Here is a 23914-nt window from a genome sequence, read left to right as displayed (position 1 = left end):
CAGGGATTGAACAGCGAAAGAGGGCCGATGCGAATCAACGCATCGGCCCCCTTTCGATCATGCCAGGGACTCAGCCCTTACGGTCAACGATCCAGTGATAGACCATGGGGACGATGAACGCGAGGCAGGAGGCGAGCAGACCGGCCCAGAAGAGCCAGAACTGAGTACCGGCGGCACCGAAGAATCCAGCGCCGAAGAGGTAGAGGCCGAACACGAAGAGGGCAAACGAGAAGATGAAGACGATGACGTCAGCGAACGTTGCTGAGTTCCGTGTTCTCTTCGTGGTGGCGATGTTGGACATGTTCTCCTCCGACGGTCATTGGGGTGCAGACTGACACACTGAAATTAAGTCTACACGCAGTAGAGAAGATTCCGGGTGCGGCTGACGCCCGAGTCACGGTGGGCACCGATCAGTCGCGTGCGGAACTCTTCTCCGGGACCAACCAGCCCAGAAGGGCGGAGACGATGGAAATGATGATCGCGGCGAAGATGGCCGAAGGGAAGAAGGTGTCGATGGTGAACTGGAACGGGGTGAAGCCGCTGAGCCAACTGGTCAGCGCCAGCATGATCGCGTTGATGACGATCGAGAACAGCCCCAGGGTCAGGCACGTGATCGGTGCGGACACGAAGCTGAGGATCGGTTTGATGAACGCGTTCGCCAAACCAAAGATCAACCCGACGACGAGGTAGGAGATGATCGTGGCGGCGATCGGCCCGGTCTGGTCTTCCACGACTCGGTTTCCTGCGATGGCAACGCCAGGCAGAATCCAAGCCGCAACCCAGATCGCACATGCGTTGACGACTACTCGAGAGAGGAAGTTCATGCAGATATCCTCCCATTCTCGTCTGCATTCTTACTGAGTCGCGGATGGGAATGAGGTCTGTGCCAGACAGCGAAGGTGAGCAAGCTCAAACGCCTGAGTTCACGATCACCCTCGTCTGCAGGCTCCGATCCCGGTAGCCTGGAGGAAGCGCCCACTGGCGCCGACACAGACAGCAAGAGTGCATCTACCGAGTGATTTTGATCCAGGTCACCACGGCGGCACCGATCCCCATCGCAGTGATGGGGGAGAAACTGGATTGATATGCCCAGCAACGAAACCCGCACCCGTCCCGATCAGATCGCAGCACCGACGCTGCTGAGCATCGTGGGCCGCACCTACTTCCCGATCGCCTTCGTGGCCAGATTGCCCTATGCCATGGTGGTCATCGGAGTCCTCACCCTCGTCGTCGCCGGCCGTGACTCGCTGAGCCTCGGCGGAATCAACTCCGCCATGGTCGGCCTGGGAACGGCGATCTTCGGCTCCTTCATCGGCGCCGCAGCTGATCGTTGGGGACAGCGCCGCGTCCTGCTGATCGTGGGTCTGCTCAACAGCATCGCCCTGATCTTCATGGCCTGGGTCGTCTTCAGCCCTCTACCTGATTCCGTCGTGCTCATCGCCGCCTTCGCCATCGGCGCTACAGCCCCGCAAGTCGCCCCGATGTCACGCTCACGACTCGTTGAGATCATCATGACCAAGCTCAACGGCCCCAGACAGCAGAAGACTCTCAACGGCACAATGGCCTACGAGTCGGCGGCCGATGAGTTCGTATTCGTCTTCGGCCCCTTCATCGTCGGCCTCCTCGCCACGACCCTCCACCCGGTCGCGCCGATTATCGGCGCGGTCGTCATGACCTTGGTCTTCGTGTCCTCTTTCGCCCTCCACCCCACGGGCCGGGCAGTTGTGAGCACCTCAGCGCAGCCACGAGTCCAGGCTCCGGCCAAGGAGCTGTTCACCTTCGGCGTCTTCGTCGTCGTCCTCGGTGTCTTCGGCATCGGGCTCGTATTCGGGTCGACGCTGACGGCCCTGACTTCACTGATGAACGACCTCGGGCGCCCCGAGGAAGCCGGTCTCATCTACGGAATCATGGGCATCGGCTCTGCCATTCTGGCCATCACCGTTGCGGTGTTCTCTCCACGCTATGCCCTCTGGGCAAGACTGCTGTCCTTCGCACCCCTGATGCTCATCGGAGCCGTGATCATGGCGTCGTCGACTTCGATGGTCATCGTGGTCATCGCCCTCCTGCTCATGGGCTGCGCGGTAGGGCCGACCTTGGTGACTCTGTTCAGCCTCGCTGCCGAACGCAGTCCGCTTGGTCGCTCGGCGACCGTGATGTCCATGGCGGGTTCTGCGATCATCGTCGGCCAGTCGGTGGCATCGGCGGTCAACGGTATCCTCGCCGAGGAGGCCGGAACCTCGGCCGCAATGGCTGTCCCGATGGCGGCTTCCGCACTCGTCCTCGTTGCCGGACTGCTCAATCTCCTCGTCGGCAAAGAAGCCCGAAAAAGAGACCTGGTTCACTCGTAGTTTCCGCTTGCTGGGACGCGACGTCCCAGCATTGTGCGCGTGTGACCTGAGCAATAACGGGGAGTAGCATGGCCGCTTGTTCAGAGTGAATCGCGCATGCAGAGCGCGATTGCACGTCACTACGGAAAGCACGATATGTCATCAAGCACCTCGACGACCGAGGCCGCGCGGAACGACACCCGATTCTTCGGGCACCCGCTTCCGCTCATGCAGCTCTTCAGCCTCGAACTGTGGGAACGGTTCTCCTACTACGGCATGAACGGCATCCTCGCCATCTACCTGTACTTCCAGGTGTCCGAGGGCGGCCTGGGCATGCCTCAGCCGACAGCCATCGGAATCGTCGGCGCCTACGGCGGCGCCGTGTTCTTGGCGACGATCCTCGGCGCATGGGTCGCAGACCGGATCCTCGGCGCCGAGAAGATCCTCTTCTACTCGGCGATCATCATCATGGTGGGCCACATATGCCTGGCGCTCATCCCCGGCTTCGGCGGAGTCGCCGCCGGTCTCATCCTCGTCGCTCTCGGCTCCGGTGGCCTCAAGGCCAACGCCTCGGCCCTCGTCGGTGAGCTCTACACGGAGAAGGACCCGCGCAGGGATGCCGGGTTCACACTGTTCTACATGGGCGTCAACCTCGGTGCGTTCCTGGGACCGCTCATCACCGGTCTCCTGCAGAAGGAGATCGGCTTCCACGTCGGTTTCGGCGCTGCCGCCGTCGGTATGGCTCTGGGTCTGATCATCTATGCGACAGCGCGGAAGAACCTGCCGGACGAATCGCGCGGTGCTGTCAATCCGCTGCCGTCCTCGAAGCTCTACCTTTTCCTGCTGGCCATCGTCGTTGCAGTCATCCTCATCGTCGTGCTCTGGTTCTCCGGTGTCGTGAACCCGGACAATCTGGACTGGTGGATAGCAGGGATCTCGGCCGGTGCCGCGGCGTGCTACTTCATCGTCATGGGCGTCAGCCCGCAGACGAATGCCGATGAGCGCTCACGTGTGCTGGCGTTCATTCCCTTCTTCATCACCTGTGTGGTCTTCTGGTCCCTGTACCAGCAGATCTTCGGGACGCTCACCGCGTACTCGGACACGCAGATGAATCGCGTGATCTTCGGCTGGCAGATGCCGATCAACTGGCTCCAGCTCATCCCCCCGATCTTCGTCATCGCCTTCGCCCCGGTATTCTCGGCACTGTGGTTCAAGCTGGGCACGCGTCAGATTTCGACTCCGGTCAAGGCAGGGCTCTCGCTCATCCTCATCGGCATCGCCTTTCTGCTGTTCCTGCCGTATGCGAATGCCGGCGAGCATGAGACTCCGCTGCTGTGGGTGGCTTTCATCCTGCTGCTGTTCGTCTTCGCCGAACTCCTCATCTCACCGATCGGTCTGTCCTTCTCCTCGAAGGTCGCACCGAAGGTGTTCCAGTCGCAGATGATCGCTGTGTTCTTCCTCGCCTCTGGCGTGGGAACCGCACTGTCGGGTGTCCTCGGCGGCTACTACTCGGCCGACAACCAGACACCGTATTGGACTTCGATCGGTGCAGCATCGATCATTCTGGGTCTGCTGGCTCTGACCCTGACCAAGCCGATGCTCAAGGCGCTGCGCGGAATCCGCTGATGCGGGGTGCTCGCACAGGGGACGCTTCCCGTGCGAGCATGCTCTGACTCGATGAGACGCCCTGGCTCACACCTCGTGATCCAGGGCGTTTCGTCATGTGTGCGGGAAATGCCTGGCACCGCTGGATGACAACTGCGGTCGGCTACACCCCGATGAAGATGGGCAGCGCCTCGGGATGGTGTGCGTGGACGATCGTGAGGAAGACGAGCGCGTCGAAGAGGAGATGGACAGTCACGGTATAGGGCAGCGACTTCGTTCGAGTGAAGATATAGGCCTGGACGAGTGCGAACGGGATCGTCAGCACCGGGCCGATCGATCGATAGCCCAGCTCCCACAGGAAGGACACGAAGATGATGGTGGTGAACACGTTCGCAGTCCAGAAGGCGAAGTGCTTGCGCAGCAAGGCGAAGACCGTGCAGATGAAGAACAGCTCATCCCAGATGCCGACAGCGTTGACGCCGAAGAAGAGTCGCACGATCTCATCCCACTGAGTCACCGGTGGCCAGTTGAGATAGACCCCGGTGCGCATGAAGTACTGGGGGAGGACGAGCCAGGCGACGACGATGACGAAGGCCAGCCATGCCCATTCCATGCGCGACCACTTCTGCCCCCGACGCAGAGGGAAGACGATGGTCCGATCCTTGAACCCATATCGGGTGATCAGCCATGGCCCGATCACGACGGCGGACAGCACAACTCCCATCCGAGCAATGTTGGTCCACGAGATGTCTGCAGCCACCGAGATTGAGGAGATCAGTCCCAGGCAGCCGGCGATGACGCTGAGGTCGCGTGCGAACTCTCGGTCGGCCATCCATGCGACGATGAGGGAGGCCACCATCGGCACGTAGCCGAAGGCCCTCAACTCAGGAAACGTGGTTCCGAGCCCGAACAGGACGAATGCGGACAGCGCCAACAGCACTGCGGCCAGCCCCGGCCAGGAAATGAGATCGAATCGTTTGGAATCAGGTTCGAATCGCGTTTGTGTGTCCACGCTTGACACTCTAAATCACCACAGTCCGAACACGAGCCCGAGAACCGGCAACTCCTCGTAGTATCTGACACAGGCGAAAGGACACCCGTGGAACCCGAGGAATACTGCCGACTGATCATCTCATCGGCCCCGCCGCACACCGTGGAGACGATTCCCACAGCGTCGGCGACCGACAGAACCGCAGCCGCCGACGTGATCGCCGAGGCGCCCATCCCAGCGTTCGCCACCGCGGCGATGGACGGCTTCGCCTTCGATGAGTCGGCACTGGACAGCTCCCGGGCCGGCTCCGAGGTTGCCCTCAGCGGTGACATCCCCGCCGGTGCTTTGCCGGTGGACATCGCACCGGGCACCGCCGTGCGGGTGATGACCGGAGCGCAGGTGCCCTCCAGCGCCGTGGTGGTCGTTCCCGTCGAACTCACCGATGCCGAGGCCGCAGGGCCAGCTCCCGATCACGTCCGTGTCCCGTCGTGGCCAACGGGACTGCAAGCCGGGTGGAACATCAGAGCAGTAGGGGAGGACACTCAGGTCGGAGACACCGTCATCCGATCAGGCAAGACGATCAGCTCCGCCGGTGTGGGCACACTGGCCATGATGGGACGCGAGACCGTCAGGGTCCTCCGCCCTCTCACCATCGGTCTCATCGTCACAGGGGATGAGCTGCGCACCGGGGATGTGGTGCACACCGGTCTCACCGCGTCTGCGCAGCCATTCATCCACAACTCGAACCTGCCCATGCTCAGCTCAGCGATCACCGCCGCCGGAGCCGTCCCCATCGAACGCAGCTGCGGAGACGACCCGGAAGCCTTCCGGCAGATCATCGGCGAGCTCGAGGCCTGCGTTGACCTGATCATCACCACCGGCGGCATCAGTGCCGGTGCCTTCGAAGTCGTCAGACAGGCCCTCAGCGGCGACCACTCGTCGTTCCTGCGTCTGGCACTGCGACCGGGCGGGCCCCAGGGGTACGGACGCTGCGGTGATGTCCCACTGCTGCATCTCCCAGGCACACCGACCGGAGCCTTCCTGTCCTTCCACCTCTTCGCACGCTCTCTAATCGAGGCGCGTCTCCTCGGATCGCGGTGGAAGAAGGCCGTCTACGCCGGTCCCGACATCATCGGACATAACAAGGCCGTCAGCCTGCTGCCTGGCAGATTCACCACAGCGGGAGATGTCGAAGCCCTGGACCGGTCACGACTGCGCGACTTCTCCGGCGCCGACGTCATCATCCGTGCACCTCGAGCCCCCGTGACGATTCGGACCGGGGACATCATCGCGGTCCTCGACTGCTGAAGCCAACTAGACTGAGTCACATGTCAGCACATGCACTCACCCCTGCGGACACGAAACGCTATGCCCGTCAGATCCGCCTCAACGGTTTCGGCCCGCAGGCCCAATCCGCACTCCTTGCGTCTCATGTGCTCGTCATCGGTGCCGGTGGGCTCGGGGCACCGGTCCTGACGTACCTGGCGGCGGCCGGGGTCGGATGCATCAGCATCGTCGACCCCGACACGGTGGAACTGAGCAACCTGCACCGCCAATTCATCCATTCCGAAGCGAGCGTGGGCCACCGGAAGGTCGATTCCGCCAAAGCACGAATGGGAGAACTGAACTCGACCCTCGACATCATCACGCACCCCGTGCTGTTGACACCGGACAACGCCCTCGAGCTCATCGGCCCAGCCGATATCGTCATCGACGGCAGCGACAACTTCGCGACCAGGTACTTAGCCAACGACGCCTGCGAGATCCTGAAGAAGCCCCTCGTCTGGGGCACGATCCTCGGCTTCGACGGGCAGGTCGCGGTCTTCGACTCGAGGCAGGGGACAACGCTGCGCGACCTCTATCCGGTCGTCCCAGCCCCCGGATCAGTACCCGACTGCGCCACCGCCGGTGTGCTCGGAGCTCTCTGCGGAAGCATCGGTGCGGCCATGGCAATGGAGACGATCAAGGTCCTCACCGGCATCGGCACCCCTCTCTACAACACGGTCTCCATCCATAGCAGCCTCGACGCCAGCTGGGAGAGCGTTCCGGTTCGACGATTACCTGAACGTGAGCCGATCACGGAGCTGGGCAGCCACCTCGGCGACTATGGTGATGCACTTCGCAGCCAGGGTGCTGAGATGACCGCCGGGACGCCCGCGGGGAGTGATCCGAGCGTGTCGTGGGGGTCGATCACACCCGGCACGGACCTCGTCGACATCAGAGACGAGGAGGAGGTCTCGGCAGGGATGGTACCAGGCGCTCGGCACATACCGATGGACGTCCTCTTGGGCGATCCCGGGCTGATCGCGGGGGACGGGAAAGTGGCTCTCTACTGCCGTTCGGGAGTGCGCTCTGCCCGGGCCTGCGCACAGCTGCGCGCGCAGGGCAGCGAGGTCAGCTCTGTCTCCGGGGGCTTTCTCGCGTATCTGTCACTGCCGCGCTGACGAACTCAGCCGCCGGCGAAGGGCGGGAGGACATCGACGGTATCGCCCTCGCTCAGAGCGGCGTGAGGATCCGTGGCAGCGATCGCGTTGACCAGGAAACTCGAGCGGGAGATGACCGTCCTCGCCTCGGTGGCGGCATCCTTCGTCAGGGTCGTGATCAGCCCGTCAATGGTGGCAGCCTCGGCGCTGCATTCTTTGGTTCCGAAGGCCTCTCGCGCGGCTGCGAAGAAGCGGACTCTGATCTGGGGCACTTATCCTCCGATGGCGCTCATGGGACGTTGGGGCTGTTCGAAGCTCTCGGAATCCATGCCGTGTCCGGCCAGCTTCTTCCAATGCGCGCCCTTCCACAGGTTCGCGATCGCTTCATCGTCGGCACCGCCCCGCATGGCGGTGAGCAGATCCACCTCCGTGTGTGAGAACAGGCAGGTGCGCACTCGTCCCTCTGCAGTCAGACGGGTGCGGGTGCAATCGGCACAGAAGGGTCGGGTCACCGAGGCGATGATGCCGACGTCGCCGATGATGGTCTCCGGATCGTCCCTGCTTGCAACCAGGAACTTCTCCGCTGGAGCACCACCCCGCGGCGCCGAGTCGGGGGTGAGGACGAAATCGGGTTCGAGCAAGGCGAAGATGTCGGCGGCCGTGATCATTGTGCCGCGTTCCCAGGAATGCCCGGCGTCGAGAGGCATCTGTTCGATAAAGCGCAGCTTGAGCCCGCGATCGAGACACCAGCGCAGCAGCTGCGGAGCCTGATGGTCGTTGACGCCAGGCAGCAGCACGGCGTTGATCTTCACCGGATCCATGCCGGCAGCCTGGGCACCCTTGATCCCGTCGAGCACTCTGCCCAGGAACGGGCGTCGAGTGATCGTCGCGAAGGTCTCGGGATCGACGGTGTCGAGAGAGACATTGATGCGGTCGAGGCCTGCGTCCCGCAGCTTCGCGGCACGCTTGTCGAGACCGATCGCATTCGTGGTCAGTGCGATATTGGGGCGGGGCTCAAGTGCGGCGACACCGGCGATGATTTCGGTGACGTCTTTGCGGGTCAACGGTTCGCCACCGGTGAACCGGACCTGGTCGACGCCGAACTTCTCGACCCCGATGCGAACGAAGCGGATGATTTCCTCGGCCGTCATCGCCGCATCGCGAGACATGAACTCCACACCCTCCTCGGGCATGCAGTAGCTGCAGCGCAGGTTGCAGAAGTCGGTCAACGAGATGCGCATATCGCGGGCACGTCGACCGAAGGTGTCCAGGAGCGAATCCTCCTGATGGGCCGTAAACGTCTCGCCCGGGTCCACTGTCGGAGTTCTCAGAACGGGCGTGGGCAGGCTGATCTTACGCATTCTGCCATCCTCCTTGATCAACATCTTCGTTATCATCGTCCCATGACTACCGCCATCATGCATCGTCGTCGTGTGCTCGACACGATCGGCCCGCTTCTCGACACGCAGACAAGGCCGATCGGCGAACTCCTCGACTCGCCACGGCGCCTGAGCACCACCGTAAGCTCACCGATCGATGTTCCGGGTTTCGACAACTCCAGCATGGACGGATATGCCGTGGCCGTCTCCACGCTTCGCAACGCGCAGCAGAGGCACGACACAGACGCCGAGGGCAGCGCACACATAGTCTACGGCCCCATCCCGGTACGCGGCAGGGTTGCGGCCGGGGCGCGCGGCGGAGAGGTGGCGCCCGGAACTGCGGTCGAGATCATGACCGGGGCACCGCTGCCTGCGGGCACCGACACAGTGATCAAGATCGAGGATACGCAGCCGGGGAACTTCGAGTCCTCGGAGATCACCATCACCCTGCCGGCCACGGAGACAGGCCCTCACCCGGGTGACTTCGTGCGCTCTCGAGGCAGCGACGTTGCCGCCGGAGCCATTGTGCTCAGGGCCGGACTGATGCTCACGCCGGCCCACCTCGGCGTTGCAGCAGCGTGCGGGATCACCGCGCTCGAGGTCCAGACCCTGCCTCGAGTGCTCATCGTGAGCACCGGGGATGAGATCACCGCCGATGCCGCCGCCGGAATCCATGACGCAAACTCGATCACCCTGGGTGCCAGTCTCCGCCGCCTGGGCGTCGACACGACCATCATCACCGTGCCCGACGATCCGCGGGCACTTCTCGACGCGGTGCAGGCATCCGAGTGCGACCTCGTCATCTCGACCGGCGGGATCTCGAAGGGGGCGCATGAGGTCGTCAAGCTCGCCGCCGACCTCGACGAAGCCTCGACCATGGTCTTCGAACCCATCGCGATGCAGCCAGGGGGACCGCAGGGATGCGGAACACTGGCCGGAACCGCATGGGTGGCGCTGCCCGGCAACCCGGTCAGTGCCCTGATCAGCTTCGAGATGTTCATCCGCCCCGCACTGTTGGGACTCGACGTGGACGAAGACCCGCGCGAAACCGAATACCACCGTCTGCTCGGGGGACTCGACGAAGCCCCGCCGAGCGGAAAGCTGCAGGTGCGCCGGGCCGTGATGACCGGTGAGGGCCTAGAGCTCATGGGCGGATCCCGCTCCCACCTGCTCCACAACTATGCCCAGAGCACGCATCTCGTCTTCATCCCACCGGCAGCGTCCGGCGCGCAGTCGAATGAGCCCGGCGCAGGCGATAGGCTGAAGACGTGGAAGATCACATGACACTGACGCACATCGACGATTCCGGCGCCGCCCATATGGTCGACGTCGGAGACAAGGACGTGACCAAACGTCGCGCCGTCGCCACCGCACTCATCACCACTCGAAGCGAGGTCATCGATATGATCGCCGAGGCGGGTCTGCCCAAGGGTGATGCCCTGCCGGTGGCCCGCATCGCCGCTGTCATGGGCGCCAAGCGCACCAGCGAGCTCATCCCGCTGTGCCACCCTCTGCCGCTGACCGGCATCGACGTCGACTTCGAACTCCTCGATGACGCCGTCCGCATCAATGGCGCCGTCAAGACCGTGTCGAAGACCGGTGTCGAGATGGAGGCGCTGACCGCTGTCTCCATCGCCGCTCTGACCATCTTCGATATGATCAAGGCCGTCGACAATCAGGCGATCATCGGCGATATCAAGGTCACCGAGAAGTCGGGTGGACGCAGCGGCGACTGGAGCCGGGACACATGAGCGTCATCCACACCGACATCGTCGAGACCCCGATCAGCACCGACGCCCTCGAGCCCGATGTCCTCAACGACACCTGCGGTGCTGTGGTCAGCTTCTCCGGTGTCATCCGAGACCACGACGACGGGCGGGGCGTCCACAGACTGTCCTACGAATCCCATCCGCTGGCAACGACCCAGATCGCCGAGGTGGCTGCTGAGATCGCGTCGAAGCATCCGGTCGTGCGTCTGTCCGTGGTCCATCGTGTCGGTGCACTCGAGATCGGAGACGTGGCCCTGGCCGCCGTCGTCGCCTCACCACATCGTCATGATTCCTTCGCCGCGTGCTCGGAGCTCATCGACGAGGTCAAGGCGCGGGTGGCGATCTGGAAGCATCAGTTCTTCTCCGACGGAGACGATGAATGGGTGGGAGCACTCGAATGACGGAACTGCGCATCAATGATGCGGCCCGGTTCCTCGGGGTCAGTGATGACACCATCCGCCGGTGGGTCAGCGAAGGAAAACTCACCCAGCACAAGGATGGATCCAATCGGGCAGTGGTTGAGGGGCGCGAGCTCGTGGCGCTGGCGCAGTCGAGTTCTGCGGCCCTCGATGATCCGACCGGTGTCGTGAGTTCTGCCCGCAATCGGTTCGCCGGTCTCGTCACCGACGTGGTCATCGACGGGGTAATGGCGCAGGTCAGTCTCCAATGCGGTCCTTTCCGCGTCGTGTCCTTGATGTCAGCAGAGGCCTGCAGACAGCTCGAGCTCGAACCGGGCAGTCTTGCCACCGCCTCGGTGAAGGCCACGATGGTCTCCATCGACACTGCGGCAACCGGCTGACAAGTTCGCCCTCGTTGTCGTAGATGCTGAGATGAATGTGCATTTTATCCGCGAATGCGGGTTTAATGGACGAATGAAGCATCTATCTGCAGCGTGCATCGTCGCACTGCTCACACTCACCGCCTGTTCGACCGGCTCAGGCTCGGATTCGGGCTCGGACCCGGGGGAGAAGACAACTCTGACGGTCTTCGCCGCCGCATCATTGACCGAGGTCTTCGACGATGTCGCCGAGGAGTTCAACAAGACCGAGCCCGACGTCGAGGTGAAGTTCTCCTTCGCAGGCTCCTCCGATCTCGTCGCACAGATCTCGGAAGGGGCTCCGGCAGACGTGATCGCCACCGCCGATGAGTCGACGATGAACACGCTCAACAGTGATGACCTACTGGCCGGGGCGCCGCAGATCTTCGCCTCGAACACGCTGACCCTGGCCGTGCCGAAGGGAAACCCGGAGAACATCGCCTCGTCGAAGGACTTCACGGGCAAGGACCTCGTCGTCTGCGCGCCCCAGGTCCCCTGCGGTGCCGCCACCGAGAAGTGGGCGCACCAGAATGATGTCGCACTCGACCCCGTCAGCGAGGAGAACTCGGTCACTGATGTTCTGGGCAAGGTCAGTGCCGGCCAGGCCGACGCCGGCATCGTCTACGTCACCGATGTCGCCCGTGGAAACGGAGACGTCGAACAGGTCGTGCTCGACGGCGCGGACAAGGTCATCAACAAGTACCCGGCGGCGACGGTCGGAGCGAGTGAGAACCAGGAAGCCGCCGATGAGTTCGTGTCGTTCCTGAAGTCTGACGAGGCGATCAGGTTGTTCGAGGACGCCGGATTCTCGACTCCCTGATCTGACCGTTCTGACCTGGGAGTCCTGATATGACGAATACGCGCAGGAGACGCGGCCACTCAACGGTGCCGGCGTGGCTCTGGATCCCTGCCGGGCTCGGCATCGCCTTCCTCCTCGTCCCGATCATCGGGATGATCACACGAATCGAGCCCAGCCACCTCGGCGAGATCATTCTGTCGCCGGAATCTCAATTGGCGATGGGACTCTCACTGCTGACCTCCGTCATCGCTGCTCTGGTGAGCGTGAGCATCGGCTTCCCCCTGGGCTACCTGCTCGCGACGCGCACCTTCCGCGGGCAGCGTGTCGTGCGCACGCTCATCCTGCTGCCACTCGTCCTGCCGCCGGTGGTCAGCGGTCTGGCACTGCTCTACACCTGGGGGAGAACAGCCTTCCTCGGGTACCTGCTCACCGACATGGGACTGGGCTTGGCATATACAACGGCAGCCGTCGTGTTTGCGCAGATCTTCGTGTCGCTTCCATTCATGGTCATGTCCGTCGAGACGGCGGTCGCCGCCCGGGGGCAGGACTTCGAACTCGCCGCGGCCGAGCTCGGCGCAGCGCCCAACCGCGTGTTCTTCCACATCACACTTCCGCTCCTGCGCCAAGGAATCATGACCGGCGCCATCCTCTGCTTCGCCCGAGCGCTGGGGGAGTTCGGTGCAACTCTGACATTTGCAGGCTCTCTCTCGGGGGCCACCCGAACGATGCCGCTGCAGATCTATCTGGTCCGTGAATCCGACCCGCAGTCGGCAATCGCATTGTCCCTGCTCCTCATCGTCGTCGCCCTGGTCATCATCGTCCTCGCCTACCGGTCTCCTCACGCACCAAGACTGCGCGCTCCGCGTTCGGCCGCGGCACCGGAGGCGGTCGAGGCTTCGACACTCCGTCCGGGACCGTCTTCGACGTTCTCCGGAGGACTCGGCCCCGAGGCGCACACCGAGCGACCGCGGCCGAAGACCTCCGCGGTTCGTCTCAGGGCTCGGCTTCCTGAGCGCGGTATCAACGTCGATCTCACGATGCCGACCGGCACGACGACGGCGATCATCGGTCGCAACGGAGCGGGAAAGTCCAGCCTCTTCCAGCTGATGACCGGAGCGATCTCCGCCGAATCCGGCTCCCTGCACGTCGGCGATGAGACCGTCTTCGACCTCGACGCGAACAGGTGGCCGCCCGTTCACGCCAGAGGCATCGTCCACCTGGCTCAGAACCCGCTCCTGTTCCCGCATCTGAACGTCATCGACAATGTGGCCTTCGGCCTCAGAGCCCACGGACAGCGAACTGGCGACGCACGAAGAATCGCCGGACGCATGCTCTCGAGCCTCGGCGTAGGTCACTGCGCGGACCGCAGACCCGATGCCGTATCCGGGGGACAGGCAGCCCGAATCGCTCTCGCCCGAGCACTGGTCACCGATCCGAAGCTGCTGCTCCTCGACGAGCCGCTGTCGGCCCTGGACGTCGACGTCAGAGTCGAGACGCGACGCGTGCTCGGGCAGGTGCTGTCAGGTCGAAGCGCCGTCATCATCACCCACGATGTCGACGACGTCACCGCACTGGCGTCCACGCTGGTGCTCATCGACTCCGGAAGCGTTGCGTTCAGCGCACCCGTGGGAGACGTCGGAGCCAGCCTGTCGGCGAGTTCTCGTCAGTCGTCGGACATACCTGGACACGACTTCCTCCACAGCTTTTGCGACGGGGACGCAGAAGGCATACTGTGCAGTAGATCACGCTAGCACCATCGAACCGGTACAAAGGAGCACAACGACGTGGCAGAACTTTCCTATTCCTCAGGACCGTCGGACACACCCCTGCTGGGAGAAACCATCCCCGCGCACATCAAGGCGACTGCCGCTGCTCACGCGAATGGACTGGCGCTCGTCGACCGGTATTCAGACCGTCGGTGGACCTATGCCGAATTCGACCGCGATACCGATGCCCTGGCCATCGGATTGCTTGAACGTGGAATCAAGAAGGGCGATCGGGTCGGCATATGGGCGCAGAACGTCGCCGAATGGGCACAGATCCAGTACGCCACCGCGAAGGTCGGCGCAATCCTCGTCAACGTCAACCCCTCCTACCGCAGCCACGAGCTTGAATACGTCGTCAAGCAGTCGGGCATGAGCATGCTCGTCTCCCAGATCACCGCCCCGCCCCACTCGGATTTCCATGCGATCGCGACCGAGGTCGCGGCGAAGGTGCCGGGACTCGAACTCGTCTTCCTCGATACGCTCCCGTCCGACCTCCTCGGCGATGCGGTCATCGGCGAACGTCAGTCCTTTGCCCGCCTGATCGGCAGCGGTCGCAGCCTCCTCGACGATGAGAGCGCTAAGTATTCGGTCCGCCTGCAGAAGCTCATGGACGAGCTGGCGATGGACGACCCGATCAACATCCAGTACACCTCCGGCACGACAGGCTTCCCCAAAGGGGTGACGCTGAGCCATCACAACATCCTCAACAACGGGTTCTTCATCGGAGAGATGCTGGGCTACTCCTCGAAGGACTCCGTCGTCCTGCCGGTCCCGTACTACCACTGCTTCGGGATGGTCATCGGAAACCTCGCGGCTCTCAGCCACGGCGCTGCCATCATCCTGCCCTCTCCCGGATTCGACCCTGTGGCGAGTCTGAGCGCAGTCTCCGGGGAGAAGGCGACCTCGCTCTACGGTGTGCCCACGATGTTCATCGCCGAACTCGAGCACCCTGACTTCTCGAGCTACGACCTCAGCTCGTTGCGCACCGGTGTCATGGCCGGCTCGCCCTGCCCGGTCGAGATCATGAAACGCGTCATCACCGATATGAACATGGAAGAGGTCGCCATCTGCTACGGCATGACGGAGACCTCGCCCGTGTCCATGATGACCCGCGTCGATGACACCCTCGAGGCCCGCACTCAGACCGTCGGCCGTGTCATGCCCCATCTCGAGATCAAGATCGCCGACCCGGTCACGGGTCAAGCCGTCCCTCGCGGACAGAAGGGGGAACTGTGCACCCGCGGATACGCTGTCATGCTCGGGTACTGGGAGAACCCGGAGAAGACCGCCGAGGCGATCGATGAGTCCCGTTGGATCCATACAGGCGACCTCGGCATCATGGACGAAAACGGCTACGTCGATATCTCCGGCCGGATCAAGGACATGGTCATCCGCGGCGGAGAGAACGTCTATCCCCGCGAGGTCGAGGAGTTCCTCTACCATCATCCCTCGATCAGAGACGTCCAAGTCGTCGGGATCCCCGATGAGAAGTACGGTGAGGAGCTCATGGCCTGGGTGATTCTCAAGGACGACGTGGAAACCTTGGACGCCGAGGCGGTCCGCGAGTTCTGCTCAGGCAAGCTCGCTCACTTCAAGATCCCGCGTTACGTAGAGGTTCGGGAGTCTTTCCCGATGACGGTCTCGGGCAAGATCCGCAAGATCGAGCTGCGCGAAGAGGGCGAGAGGATCGTCCACAGCACGATCGCAGGCTGAGCGCGATTTGCCCTTTCGCGGACGGTGTGAGGGCCGCAGACGAGACTGCAGCCGGCTCCTGACCCAGGTCACAAGTCGGTTGCAGTTTTTCTGGCAAGACTTCACGTTTTTCATGTGAGAACTTTATTCACTAAGATCAACTCTCATGAGAGCTGAATCACAACCGCTGGTGTCAGTCACAGATGTCGAGAAACACTACGGTGATTTTCACGCTCTGAAGCACATCAACCTCAATATCAAAGAACGCGAAGTCGTCGTCGTCATCGGGCCGTCCGGATCCGGCAAATCGACGTTGTGCCGTACGATCAATCGTCTGGAGACCATCACCTCCGGTTCGATCACGATCGACGGCAAGGAACTGCCTGCTGAAGGCGCGACCCTGGCAGAGTTGCGCTCGGACGTGGGCATGGTCTTCCAGGCCTTCAACCTCTTCGCCCATAAGACGATTCTCGAGAACGTCACCCTCGGCCCGATCAAGGTCCGCAAACTGTCCAAAGCCGAAGCCGAAGAGCAGTCAATGGCTCTGCTCGAACGCGTCGGAGTCGCCCACCAAGCCGATAAATACCCAGCACAGCTCTCCGGCGGGCAGCAGCAGCGCGTCGCTATCGCCCGTGCGCTGGCCATGAAGCCGAAGGTGATGCTCTTCGACGAGCCCACCTCGGCTCTGGACCCGGAGATGATCAATGAAGTCCTCGACGTCATGGTCGGACTCGCCGAAGAAGGCATGACCATGGTGGTCGTAACCCACGAGATGGGCTTCGCAAGGAAGGCTGCTCACCGCGTCGTATTCATGGCAGATGGTGAGATCGTCGAGGTCGCCGAGCCCGAAGAGTTCTTCACCAACCCCCAGACCCCGCGTGCCAAGGACTTCCTGTCCAAGATCCTCACCCGCTGATCACACCGAACGAAATAGTCGGTCACACAGCACCACACTCACAAGGAGAAACGATGAAGAAGCTCAGACTCTCAATCGCATCTGTTGCAATCGGACTGCTCGCGCTCAGCGGCTGCGGGCAAGGCGGAACCCCGGATGCTCCTGCCGAGGGCGACGGCGCCCAAGCGGAAGCACCTGAGTACACAGTCAACGACAGCGCCGATTTTAAAGATTCCAAGACCTGGAAGGCTGCCAAGGACGCCGGCGAGCTGAAGGTCGGAGTCAAGTACGACCAGCCCGGTCTCGGCAACGTCAAGGCCGGCTCGGAGCAGCCCGAGGGATTCGATATCGAGATTGCGAAGATGGTGGCCGCGCAGCTGGGCTTCAGCCCGGACCAGATCAAATACACGGAGACTGTCTCTGCCAACCGTGAGCCCTTCCTGCAGCAGGGAAACGTCGACATGGTCGTGGCCACCTACACGATCAATGACGAACGCAAGAAGGTCGTCGACTTCGCCGGACCGTACTATGTCGCCGGGCAGGATCTGCTCGTGGCCGCCGATTCCGACATCGCTGGCCCTGATGACCTGGACGGAAAGAAGGTCTGCTCCGTGGACGGCTCGACGCCGGCACAGAACATCGAAGAGAAGTACAAGAAGGCTGAGCTCGTAGCCTATGACACCTACTCGAAGTGCGTCACCGACCTGCAGTCAGGCTCAGTCGACGCTGTGACGACAGACGACGCGATCCTGCGTGGCTATGCCAAACAGTACGAAGGCGAATTCAAGGTCGTCGGCCAGCCATTCACCGAAGAACCCTACGGTGCCGGCCTGCCCAAGGGCGATGACGCCATGCGCGAAGCCGTCAACGATGCCCTCCAAAAGGGGATGGACGACGGTGACTGGAAGAAGGCATTCGAATACTCCCTCGGCTCCGCCGATGATGTCGAGATGCCCAAGATCGACCGTTACTGACCAGCCTTCAGATTGACATGATGCGAGGGCACCCGATGGTGCCCTCGCATCGATTAAGGAATCTGGAATGGATTTTCTGCAACTTCTCGAGATGTTCCTCTCAGGCATCTGGGGAACCATCAAACTCTTCACCGTCGCCCTGATCGGTGCCCTCGTGCTGGGAACGATCCTGGCTGGAATGCGAGTCTCACCGACACCAGTCCTGCGGTTCGCGGCCTCAACGTACATCAACGTCGTGAGGAACACGCCGCTGACGCTGGTGATGTTCTTCTGTGCCTTCGGGCTGCCGTTCCTCGACATCCGATTCGGCTCGACCAGCTCCTTCAACTCCTTCATCTATGCAATTCTGGCGCTGACGGCCTACACAGCATGTTTCGTCGCCGAGACCCTCAAATCGGGCATCTCGACGATTCCAGTGGGCCAGGCCGAAGCCGCACGAGCAGTCGGGCTCACCTTCGGACAGACCCTGAGCCAGGTGATCCTTCCCCAGGCGTTCCGCACCGTCATCCCGCCCCTGGGCAGCGTCATCATCGCGCTGTTGAAGAACACCTCAATCGCGTCGGCGTTCAACAATCGAGAACTCATCTCGGCCATGCGCAATGCTATTGAGGTGCGCGGAGATCTGGTGATCCCGCTGCTGTTCGGGACTGCCCTTGCTTACCTGATCCTGGCGCTGATCCTCGGTCGCGTCTTCGACTACCTCGAGAGGAAGCTGGTGATCCTGCGATGAGCGCACCGACTCAGGTCCTGTTCGACGAGCCCGGCCCCAAGGCTCGCCGGAACAACATCATCCTCTCGATCGTCTCGGCCGTTGTGTTGGCCGGCCTCGTCGCCTTCGTGATCTGGAAGTTCGCCGATGCTGGTCAGCTGGACTCAGCGAAATGGTATCCATTCACCTTCTCCCAGATTCAGTTGGTGCTCCTCAAAGGCATGGGGGCCACCCTCAAGGTCGCTGTCGTCGCTTCCGTGCTGGCGTTGGTCGTCGGCGTCGTATTCGCGCTGCTGCGGCTCTCGAGCAAAAAGGCGATCTCGGTACCGGGAACCATCGTCCTCGAGTTCTTCCGCGGGGTCCCTGTCCTGCTCCTCATCTTTGCGATGTTCCTCATCTTCGGCAACACGATCGGAGCGTTCTGGTCCGTCGTCATCGGCCTCACCCTCTACAACGGCATGGTTCTCGCAGAGATCGTCCGTGCCGGTATCCTCGCCGTCCCGAAGGGGCAGAGGGAAGCCGCCATGGCCATCGGCCTACGTCCGGGGCAGGTGATGAGCTTGGTGCTGATGCCGCAGGCTCTTCGCGCCATGATGCCCACGATCATTGCGCAGATCGTCGTGCTGCTCAAGGACTCGGCCCTGGGATTCATCGTCACCTACCAGGACCTGCTCTACCAGGTGAATCTCATCGGCCGCGAGTACAACAACCTGCTGCCGACGTTCCTGGTCGGTGCAATGCTGTTCATCATCATCAATATGATCGTCGCAGGAATCGCCCGCTGGCTGGAGAGGCGACTGCAGCGCAAGGCCACCGCGCCCGTCGGGGCAGAAGGTCTGTCGGCGCAGACCGCCGCCTGATCGACCGCAACGGGGTGGCGTCGGTGAGTGAAGATCCCGGCGCCACCCTGTAATGTTCGTGACAAGGACGATGCCGTTGACAAGGAGTCCCATATGCAACCCGAGCTCAGTTCCACCCCCGTCACGGTGGTCAAGAATCCCGGTCGTGAACGCTTTGAGATCTTCACGGCTGAGGATCCGGTCGAGTTCGCTGGCTTCCTGGGCTATCGGGTCATTGACGACGAGACGCTCGAACTCCAGCACACCATCATCTCCGAAGGCTTCTCTCGCCGTGGCTTCGCCCGCACACTGGTCACCACGGTCCTCGATCAGATCCGGGACGAAGGCGGTCGCATCGTCCCGACGTGCAGCTATGTTCAGGACTATCTCAAACGCTTCCCGCAGTACGCCGACCTCGTGACGCAGGCTTGAGCACACAGACCACAGGACTCGAGACGTCGATTATTGGGGCAGGGCGATTCGCACCAAGCCCAAGCGGCGACCTGCACATCGGCAACATTCGTTCGGGGCTGCTGGCGTATGTCCGCGCGCGACAGACCGGGCGACGCTTCCTCTGGCGCATCGAGGACCTCGATCGAGTCCAGCCCGGTGCGGCGCAATCCCAGCTCGAGGTCTTCGCTGAACTGGGCGTCACCCCTGATGAACCGCCGATTGTCCAGTCGGAGCGTCTCGACGTGTACTCCGAAGCCCTGAGCCGCCTCGAGGGGCAGGGACTCGTCTACGAGTGCTACTGCTCACGCAAGGACATCCAACAGGCGCCGTCGGCACCGCACTCTCCGCCCGGAGCGTATCCCGGGACCTGTCGTGATCTGCTGGAGTCCGAACGAGTTCAGCACCGACAGCGTCTTTACGAACAGGGGCGCCGCCCGGCCCTGCGATTGAAGACCGACAACGCTGAGGTCACGGTTCAGGACAGCCTGCTGGGCGAGATCACGTCCCCGGTTGATGACCTGGTCCTCAAGCGCGGCGATGGAGTCTTCGCCTACAACCTCATCGTCATCGTCGATGACGGTGCCAGCGGTGTCGACGAAGTGGTGCGCGGGGACGACCTGGCCACCTCGGCGCCTCGTCAAGCTCATCTGGCCCACCTGCTGGGCCTGCCGCAACCCTCGTGGCTGCATGTTCCACTGGTCGTGAACACAGCCGGCAGACGCTTGGCCAAACGTGATGGTGCGGTCACCTACCAGCAGCTGCGCGCCCAAGGCTGGAGACTCGAGGATGTCTACGCGTGGATGTGCTCATCCCTCGGGTTTGCAGGTTCAGCAGGATCGTGGTCATCTCTCGATGACATGGTGGCAGGCGTGGACTTCGATCGTCTTCGTACAGGGGAGACGGTGTTTGTCCCGCCGACAGGCGCAGATGGCTGAAGGCTCAATTATCTGACTGTTTCAGGCCGCTGCAGCAAGGCCTTCGGTGATGACCTTGTTGTAGATGGATTCGAACGTGTCGAGCGTGTACTCGATGTCATGCTTGGCGACCACATTGAGCGATGCCCGGGCCATCGTGTCGAGGTCTGTGTCCGAAAGCTCACAGATCTGGGTGAATCGCGAGGCCAGTTCCTCGATATCCCGCGGCGGGAACAGGAATCCATTGACCCCGTCCCTGACCAGGTGTGGAAGCGCAACCGCGTCGGCGAGGACGACGGGTTTGCGCGAAGCCAGTGCCTCCAGCGTGGCGATGGATTGGAGCTCAGCTGTCGATGGCATGCAGAAGAAGGTGCACCGTTGGTAGGCATCCATGAGCTCTTTGTCGCTGATCTTGCCCAGCACATGGATGCGATCGGCGACGCCGAGCGCCGCGGCCAGCTCCTTGAGTGGCTCCTCCTGGTCCCCGCCACCGACGACGTCGGCTTCGAGCCCGAGCGCAGGGTCGGTCTTCGCGACCGCTTCGACGATGTCGGCGGCGTGCTTTTCCGAAGAGAGTCGGCCGACGAAGAGGACACGCGGCGGTACCGCGGCCTCGGTGCCGGAAGCCGCCTTCGTTCGCTCAGACGTCGTCGGCGAACCTTCGGACGCCTGTTCGGGTTGGGCAGTCTGACCTTCCTGGACGGCTTGATCGACCTGAGCAGTCTGATCGTCACGCAGGTGCGCGAACCGTTCCAGGTCGATACCGCAGGAGACTGCGCGAATCGGGGAGGTGAACCCGTTCTGCGTGAGCAGGTCGGCAGCGAGCTGCGTGGGCACCGTGATGAAGTCTGCTGACTGGAATTTCCTGCGCAGATCCCACCAGGCCACGGCAGTGCCACCATCGAGGAGGGATTTCGGTGCCCGCAGATAGGGCCGCACGTTATCGGGCATGAAATGGTTCGTGGCGACGACTGGAATACCGCGCTTGCCCGCCTCCGAGAACGCGTAGCGACCGATGACGAAATGCGCCTGAGTATGCACGACATCGGGCTGAAGAGAGTCGAGGAGGCGAGACAACTCGGGTTTCGTCTCCCAGGGCATGCAGATGGTCCACGTCGGATGCAGGGGCCAACGATGTGAAGTCAGTCTGTGGACCGTGACACCGTCTTCGGTGCTCACCGAGGCCTTTCCTGTCGCGGAGGGACAGGCGACGTGAACATCATTGCCGCGGGCAGCCAGCCCGGCGGCCAGACGTTCTGCGAACTTCGCGGCGCCATTGACCTCGGGTGCGTAGGTTTCCGTCGGAATGAGAATGCGGCGGGCTGGGGTGTGGCTATGCGCGGACAGGATTCAACTCTCCTCGGTGTCGGTCAACTGGTCTGTGCGACGAGCGACTCGACGCTGGTGTTCTCGATCTTTGACATCGGGGTGATACCGCGACAATACAACGACGCCCAGACACGCGACCAATCCTGTGGCTGCGATCATGACGACGAGCCATACCGGAGCAGATGACGCTTCCCCGAGAACGACCGAACCAAGGACCACTGCGCCGATGGGATCAACGACAGTCAGGCCGGCGATGACCATCTCCGGGGGGCCGGCCGCATATGCGTTCTGGACGAACCAGGCTCCGATCGCAGTCGCGGCGATGAGGCCGATGACGTTGAGCCACGTGACCTGGTCGATTCCTGCGCGGAGCAGCTGCACGCTCACGAGGTGTGTATTCGTGGCCACACATGCGAACAGCAGGCCCGCAGCCAAGATGAGCACGAGTTGGGGCGCACTGCGGAAGAACAGCATGATGCCCAAGCCAAGCGCGACGATGACAGCGGTGATCCACACCAACGGCATCGCGTCGGATCCCAGATGCACCTCTGTTCGGGCGGTGGTGGCTGAGAGAGCAACGAAGATCGTCACCCCCACGGTGCACCAGATGACGGCCTGCATAAGACGTCGGTTGACCTTGAGTCCACGATGTCGCACGCCCAGAAGGACGGACACGATGAGGGAGAAGGCACCGACGGGCTGGACGACCATGACCGGAGCCAGCGACAGAGCGACGATGTTGCCCACGGTGCCCAGACCGGTGATGATCAGTCCGATCAGCCATTTCCTGTTGCTCAGCAGCTCCTTGAAATGAGCCCAGCTCAGTCCGTTGTGGGAGTCGTTCTGATCTGCGACGGCGTCATGCTGGTACAGCGCTCCATAGGCCAGTGCCACCGCCGCAAGGACGGCGAGGGCGATTGCCACTATGGTCACGTGCACTTCTTCCGCTGCATGGGTGGGGTGAGGAATCCCTTTGATTTTACAGTGCGGTCACCTCGCCGAGATGGTTGTTGACTGCGTTTGTCCTGACTGTATGGATTCCATGCAGTCTGGTGGTGGGGTTAACCGGAACTGTGAGCTAAAGCACTGTTGCCCGCTTTGTCGCAGGCCGAGTGTCTTTGCTAAGCTGACACAACGTGCGCAGGCAACTGCGCCTTTCCTCCGTAGCTCAGTTGGCAGAGCATTCGACTGTTAATCGAAGGGTCGCTGGTTCGAGCCCAGCCGGGGGAGCAGCTTGGGCCCCGTCCAGAAGGACGGGGCCTTTGTCGTCCCCGCGGTTCTGGCGGCGATCGCGGCCAAGACCTCGCGAATCGAGGTCGGGACCGGTGTCATCGACATGCGCTACGAGAACCCTCTCTATCTGGCAGAGGAAGCCGCTGCCTTAGACCTGCTCTCTGATCAGCGAGTGGCTTTGGGCATCAGCCGGGGATCACCGGAACCAGCCGACCGAGGCTGGGAAGCCTTCGGCTACAGCGACAGCGACGATGCGAAGGCCGCGAGCATGGCCCGCGAGAAGTTCGCGCAGTTCCTGTCAGCAATCAAGGGCGAAGAACTCGCCCCAGCAGATCCGACGCAGTTCGGTCCAGGCAGGAAGCTGCGCGTCGAACCTCATTCTCCAGGTCTCGGTCAACGCATCTGGTGGGGCGCCGGCAGTGCGGCGACCGCCGAATGGGCCGCTGCCCAGGGCGTGAACATGATGAGCTCGACCCTGCTGACCGAAGCCACCGGTGCATCCTTCGGCGCGCTGCAGCGCGATCAGATCGATCGTTATCGCGCAGCATGGAAGGACGCTGGCCATGAGTGGACTCCGCGCGTGTCCGTGAGCCGCAGCATCTTCCCGATCACCACGAACCTCGATGACCTCTACTTCGGACGCCGTTCAGGTGGAGAAGGTGATCAGATCGGGATCATCGATGGTGCGCGCTCGACCTTCGGCAAGACCTCTGCGGGCGAACCCGCCGAACTCATCGAGGCGCTGAAGGCCGACCCTGCGGTCGAAGCCGCGGACACGGTCCTGCTGACCATCCCGAGCCAACTCGGCGTGGACTACAACCTCCACATCCTCGAGTCCTTCGCCAGCTACATCGCTCCTGCTCTGGGATGGCAACCCAATACATCTGGCCCGGTGACCGGTTCCGCAGTGTGATTTCGCCCGAGGTCTGAACATGGCACGTATGATGAAACAGTTCCCACATAGGGGACTGTCGAATCGACTTGGTTCCGTACGGCATCC

At 62.4% G+C, this 23914-nt stretch carries 25 protein-coding genes and 1 tRNA gene; 19 read left to right on the top strand and 7 right to left on the bottom strand.

Features of this window, described 5'->3' with window-relative positions:
• Window positions 1-70 precede the first annotated feature (70 nt).
• Window positions 71-301, bottom strand: coding sequence for a hypothetical protein (locus HX613_RS20865; protein WP_235347074.1), 231 nt, complete (start codon window positions 299-301; stop codon window positions 71-73).
• Between the two features lie 109 nt (window positions 302-410).
• A complete protein-coding gene (locus tag HX613_RS20860) occupies window positions 411-824 on the bottom strand; it encodes a phage holin family protein (protein WP_198395586.1) in 414 nt (137 codons plus the stop codon).
• Window positions 825-1085: 261 nt separating this feature from the next.
• On the opposite strand from HX613_RS20860, the gene HX613_RS20855 reads away from it, so the two are divergent.
• Window positions 1086-2348, top strand: a complete 1263-nt coding sequence (locus HX613_RS20855) for an MFS transporter (RefSeq protein ID WP_235347073.1) — start codon at window positions 1086-1088, stop codon at window positions 2346-2348.
• Between the two features lie 135 nt (window positions 2349-2483).
• Window positions 2484-3953, top strand: a complete 1470-nt coding sequence (locus HX613_RS20850; protein WP_235347072.1) for a peptide MFS transporter — start codon at window positions 2484-2486, stop codon at window positions 3951-3953.
• A 142-nt stretch (window positions 3954-4095) separates the two neighbouring features.
• Here the strand turns inward: HX613_RS20850 and HX613_RS20845 are convergent, their stop codons facing one another.
• The gene (locus HX613_RS20845; RefSeq protein WP_235347071.1) at window positions 4096-4953 is read right to left on the bottom strand and encodes a CPBP family intramembrane glutamic endopeptidase; all 858 of its coding nucleotides are present in this window, start codon (window positions 4951-4953) and stop codon (window positions 4096-4098) included.
• A gap of 78 nt (window positions 4954-5031) precedes the next feature.
• Here HX613_RS20845 and HX613_RS22885 point away from each other — a divergent pair, with 78 nt between their 5' ends.
• Window positions 5032-6231: a molybdopterin molybdotransferase MoeA gene (locus HX613_RS22885; RefSeq protein WP_235347070.1), complete on the top strand. Its 1200-nt coding sequence runs from the start codon at window positions 5032-5034 to the stop codon at window positions 6229-6231.
• A 20-nt stretch (window positions 6232-6251) separates the two neighbouring features.
• A complete protein-coding gene (locus HX613_RS20835; RefSeq protein ID WP_235347069.1) occupies window positions 6252-7367 on the top strand; it encodes a ThiF family adenylyltransferase in 1116 nt (371 codons plus the stop codon).
• Window positions 7368-7372: 5 nt separating this feature from the next.
• Here the strand turns inward: HX613_RS20835 and HX613_RS20830 are convergent, their stop codons facing one another.
• Window positions 7373-7618 (bottom strand): MoaD/ThiS family protein, encoded by a 246-nt coding sequence (locus tag HX613_RS20830; protein WP_235347068.1) that lies wholly within the window; start codon window positions 7616-7618, stop codon window positions 7373-7375.
• A complete protein-coding gene (moaA, locus tag HX613_RS20825) occupies window positions 7619-8707 on the bottom strand; it encodes a GTP 3',8-cyclase MoaA (RefSeq protein ID WP_235347067.1) in 1089 nt (362 codons plus the stop codon).
• 42 nt (window positions 8708-8749) lie between these two features.
• Here moaA and HX613_RS20820 point away from each other — a divergent pair, with 42 nt between their 5' ends.
• From HX613_RS20820 to gluQRS, 13 genes are all read left to right on the top strand, one after another.
• Window positions 8750-10009: a molybdopterin molybdotransferase MoeA gene (locus HX613_RS20820; protein WP_235347066.1), complete on the top strand. Its 1260-nt coding sequence runs from the start codon at window positions 8750-8752 to the stop codon at window positions 10007-10009.
• Window positions 10006-10476, top strand: coding sequence for a cyclic pyranopterin monophosphate synthase MoaC (gene moaC / locus HX613_RS20815; RefSeq protein ID WP_235347065.1), 471 nt, complete (start codon window positions 10006-10008; stop codon window positions 10474-10476). The genes HX613_RS20820 and moaC overlap by 4 nt, the downstream gene beginning before the upstream one ends.
• Window positions 10473-10895: a molybdenum cofactor biosynthesis protein MoaE gene (locus HX613_RS20810; protein ID WP_198395595.1), complete on the top strand. Its 423-nt coding sequence runs from the start codon at window positions 10473-10475 to the stop codon at window positions 10893-10895. The genes moaC and HX613_RS20810 overlap by 4 nt, the downstream gene beginning before the upstream one ends.
• Window positions 10892-11293, top strand: a complete 402-nt coding sequence (locus HX613_RS20805) for a TOBE domain-containing protein (RefSeq protein ID WP_235347064.1) — start codon at window positions 10892-10894, stop codon at window positions 11291-11293. Before HX613_RS20810 ends, HX613_RS20805 begins: the two co-directional genes overlap by 4 nt.
• Window positions 11294-11366: 73 nt before the next feature.
• The gene (gene modA, locus HX613_RS20800; protein WP_235347063.1) at window positions 11367-12131 is read left to right on the top strand and encodes a molybdate ABC transporter substrate-binding protein; all 765 of its coding nucleotides are present in this window, start codon (window positions 11367-11369) and stop codon (window positions 12129-12131) included.
• 29 nt (window positions 12132-12160) lie between these two features.
• Window positions 12161-13861 carry an ABC transporter permease gene (locus HX613_RS20795; RefSeq protein ID WP_235347062.1) on the top strand — a complete coding sequence of 567 codons (1701 nt, stop codon included), beginning with the start codon at window positions 12161-12163 and terminating at the stop codon, window positions 13859-13861.
• Window positions 13862-13894: 33 nt separating this feature from the next.
• A complete protein-coding gene (locus tag HX613_RS20790; RefSeq protein WP_235347061.1) occupies window positions 13895-15589 on the top strand; it encodes an AMP-binding protein in 1695 nt (564 codons plus the stop codon).
• 145 nt (window positions 15590-15734) lie between these two features.
• Entirely contained in the window at window positions 15735-16484 is a 750-nt protein-coding gene (locus HX613_RS20785) for an amino acid ABC transporter ATP-binding protein (RefSeq protein WP_442862627.1), read from the top strand.
• 53 nt (window positions 16485-16537) lie between these two features.
• Window positions 16538-17437 carry a glutamate ABC transporter substrate-binding protein gene (locus HX613_RS20780; protein ID WP_235347060.1) on the top strand — a complete coding sequence of 300 codons (900 nt, stop codon included), beginning with the start codon at window positions 16538-16540 and terminating at the stop codon, window positions 17435-17437.
• A 67-nt stretch (window positions 17438-17504) separates the two neighbouring features.
• A complete protein-coding gene (locus tag HX613_RS20775) occupies window positions 17505-18167 on the top strand; it encodes an amino acid ABC transporter permease (RefSeq protein WP_235347059.1) in 663 nt (220 codons plus the stop codon).
• Window positions 18164-19006, top strand: coding sequence for an amino acid ABC transporter permease (locus HX613_RS20770; RefSeq protein ID WP_235347058.1), 843 nt, complete (start codon window positions 18164-18166; stop codon window positions 19004-19006). Before HX613_RS20775 ends, HX613_RS20770 begins: the two co-directional genes overlap by 4 nt.
• Before the next feature lie 93 nt (window positions 19007-19099).
• Window positions 19100-19417 (top strand): GNAT family N-acetyltransferase, encoded by a 318-nt coding sequence (locus tag HX613_RS20765; protein ID WP_235347057.1) that lies wholly within the window; start codon window positions 19100-19102, stop codon window positions 19415-19417.
• Entirely contained in the window at window positions 19414-20373 is a 960-nt protein-coding gene (gene gluQRS, locus HX613_RS20760) for a tRNA glutamyl-Q(34) synthetase GluQRS (protein WP_235347056.1), read from the top strand. The genes HX613_RS20765 and gluQRS overlap by 4 nt, the downstream gene beginning before the upstream one ends.
• Before the next feature lie 21 nt (window positions 20374-20394).
• Here the strand turns inward: gluQRS and HX613_RS20755 are convergent, their stop codons facing one another.
• Together HX613_RS20755 and HX613_RS20750 are read right to left on the bottom strand one after the other, a co-directional pair.
• Window positions 20395-21660: a glycosyltransferase gene (locus HX613_RS20755; RefSeq protein ID WP_235347187.1), complete on the bottom strand. Its 1266-nt coding sequence runs from the start codon at window positions 21658-21660 to the stop codon at window positions 20395-20397.
• A gap of 42 nt (window positions 21661-21702) precedes the next feature.
• Entirely contained in the window at window positions 21703-22614 is a 912-nt protein-coding gene (locus tag HX613_RS20750) for a DMT family transporter (RefSeq protein WP_235347055.1), read from the bottom strand.
• 224 nt (window positions 22615-22838) lie between these two features.
• On the opposite strand from HX613_RS20750, the gene HX613_RS20745 reads away from it, so the two are divergent.
• Window positions 22839-22911 (top strand) — tRNA-Asn (locus HX613_RS20745).
• Between the two features lie 4 nt (window positions 22912-22915).
• Entirely contained in the window at window positions 22916-23827 is a 912-nt protein-coding gene (locus tag HX613_RS20740; RefSeq protein ID WP_235347054.1) for an LLM class flavin-dependent oxidoreductase, read from the top strand.
• The last annotated feature ends 87 nt before the right edge of the window (window positions 23828-23914 follow it).

It is taken from the genome of Brevibacterium sp. UCMA 11754, from assembly GCF_021532275.1.
Lineage (GTDB): Bacteria > Actinomycetota > Actinomycetes > Actinomycetales > Brevibacteriaceae > Brevibacterium.
The sequence above is the reverse complement of the archived record's forward strand: the minus strand, read 5'-3'. Positions and strand labels throughout refer to the sequence as shown.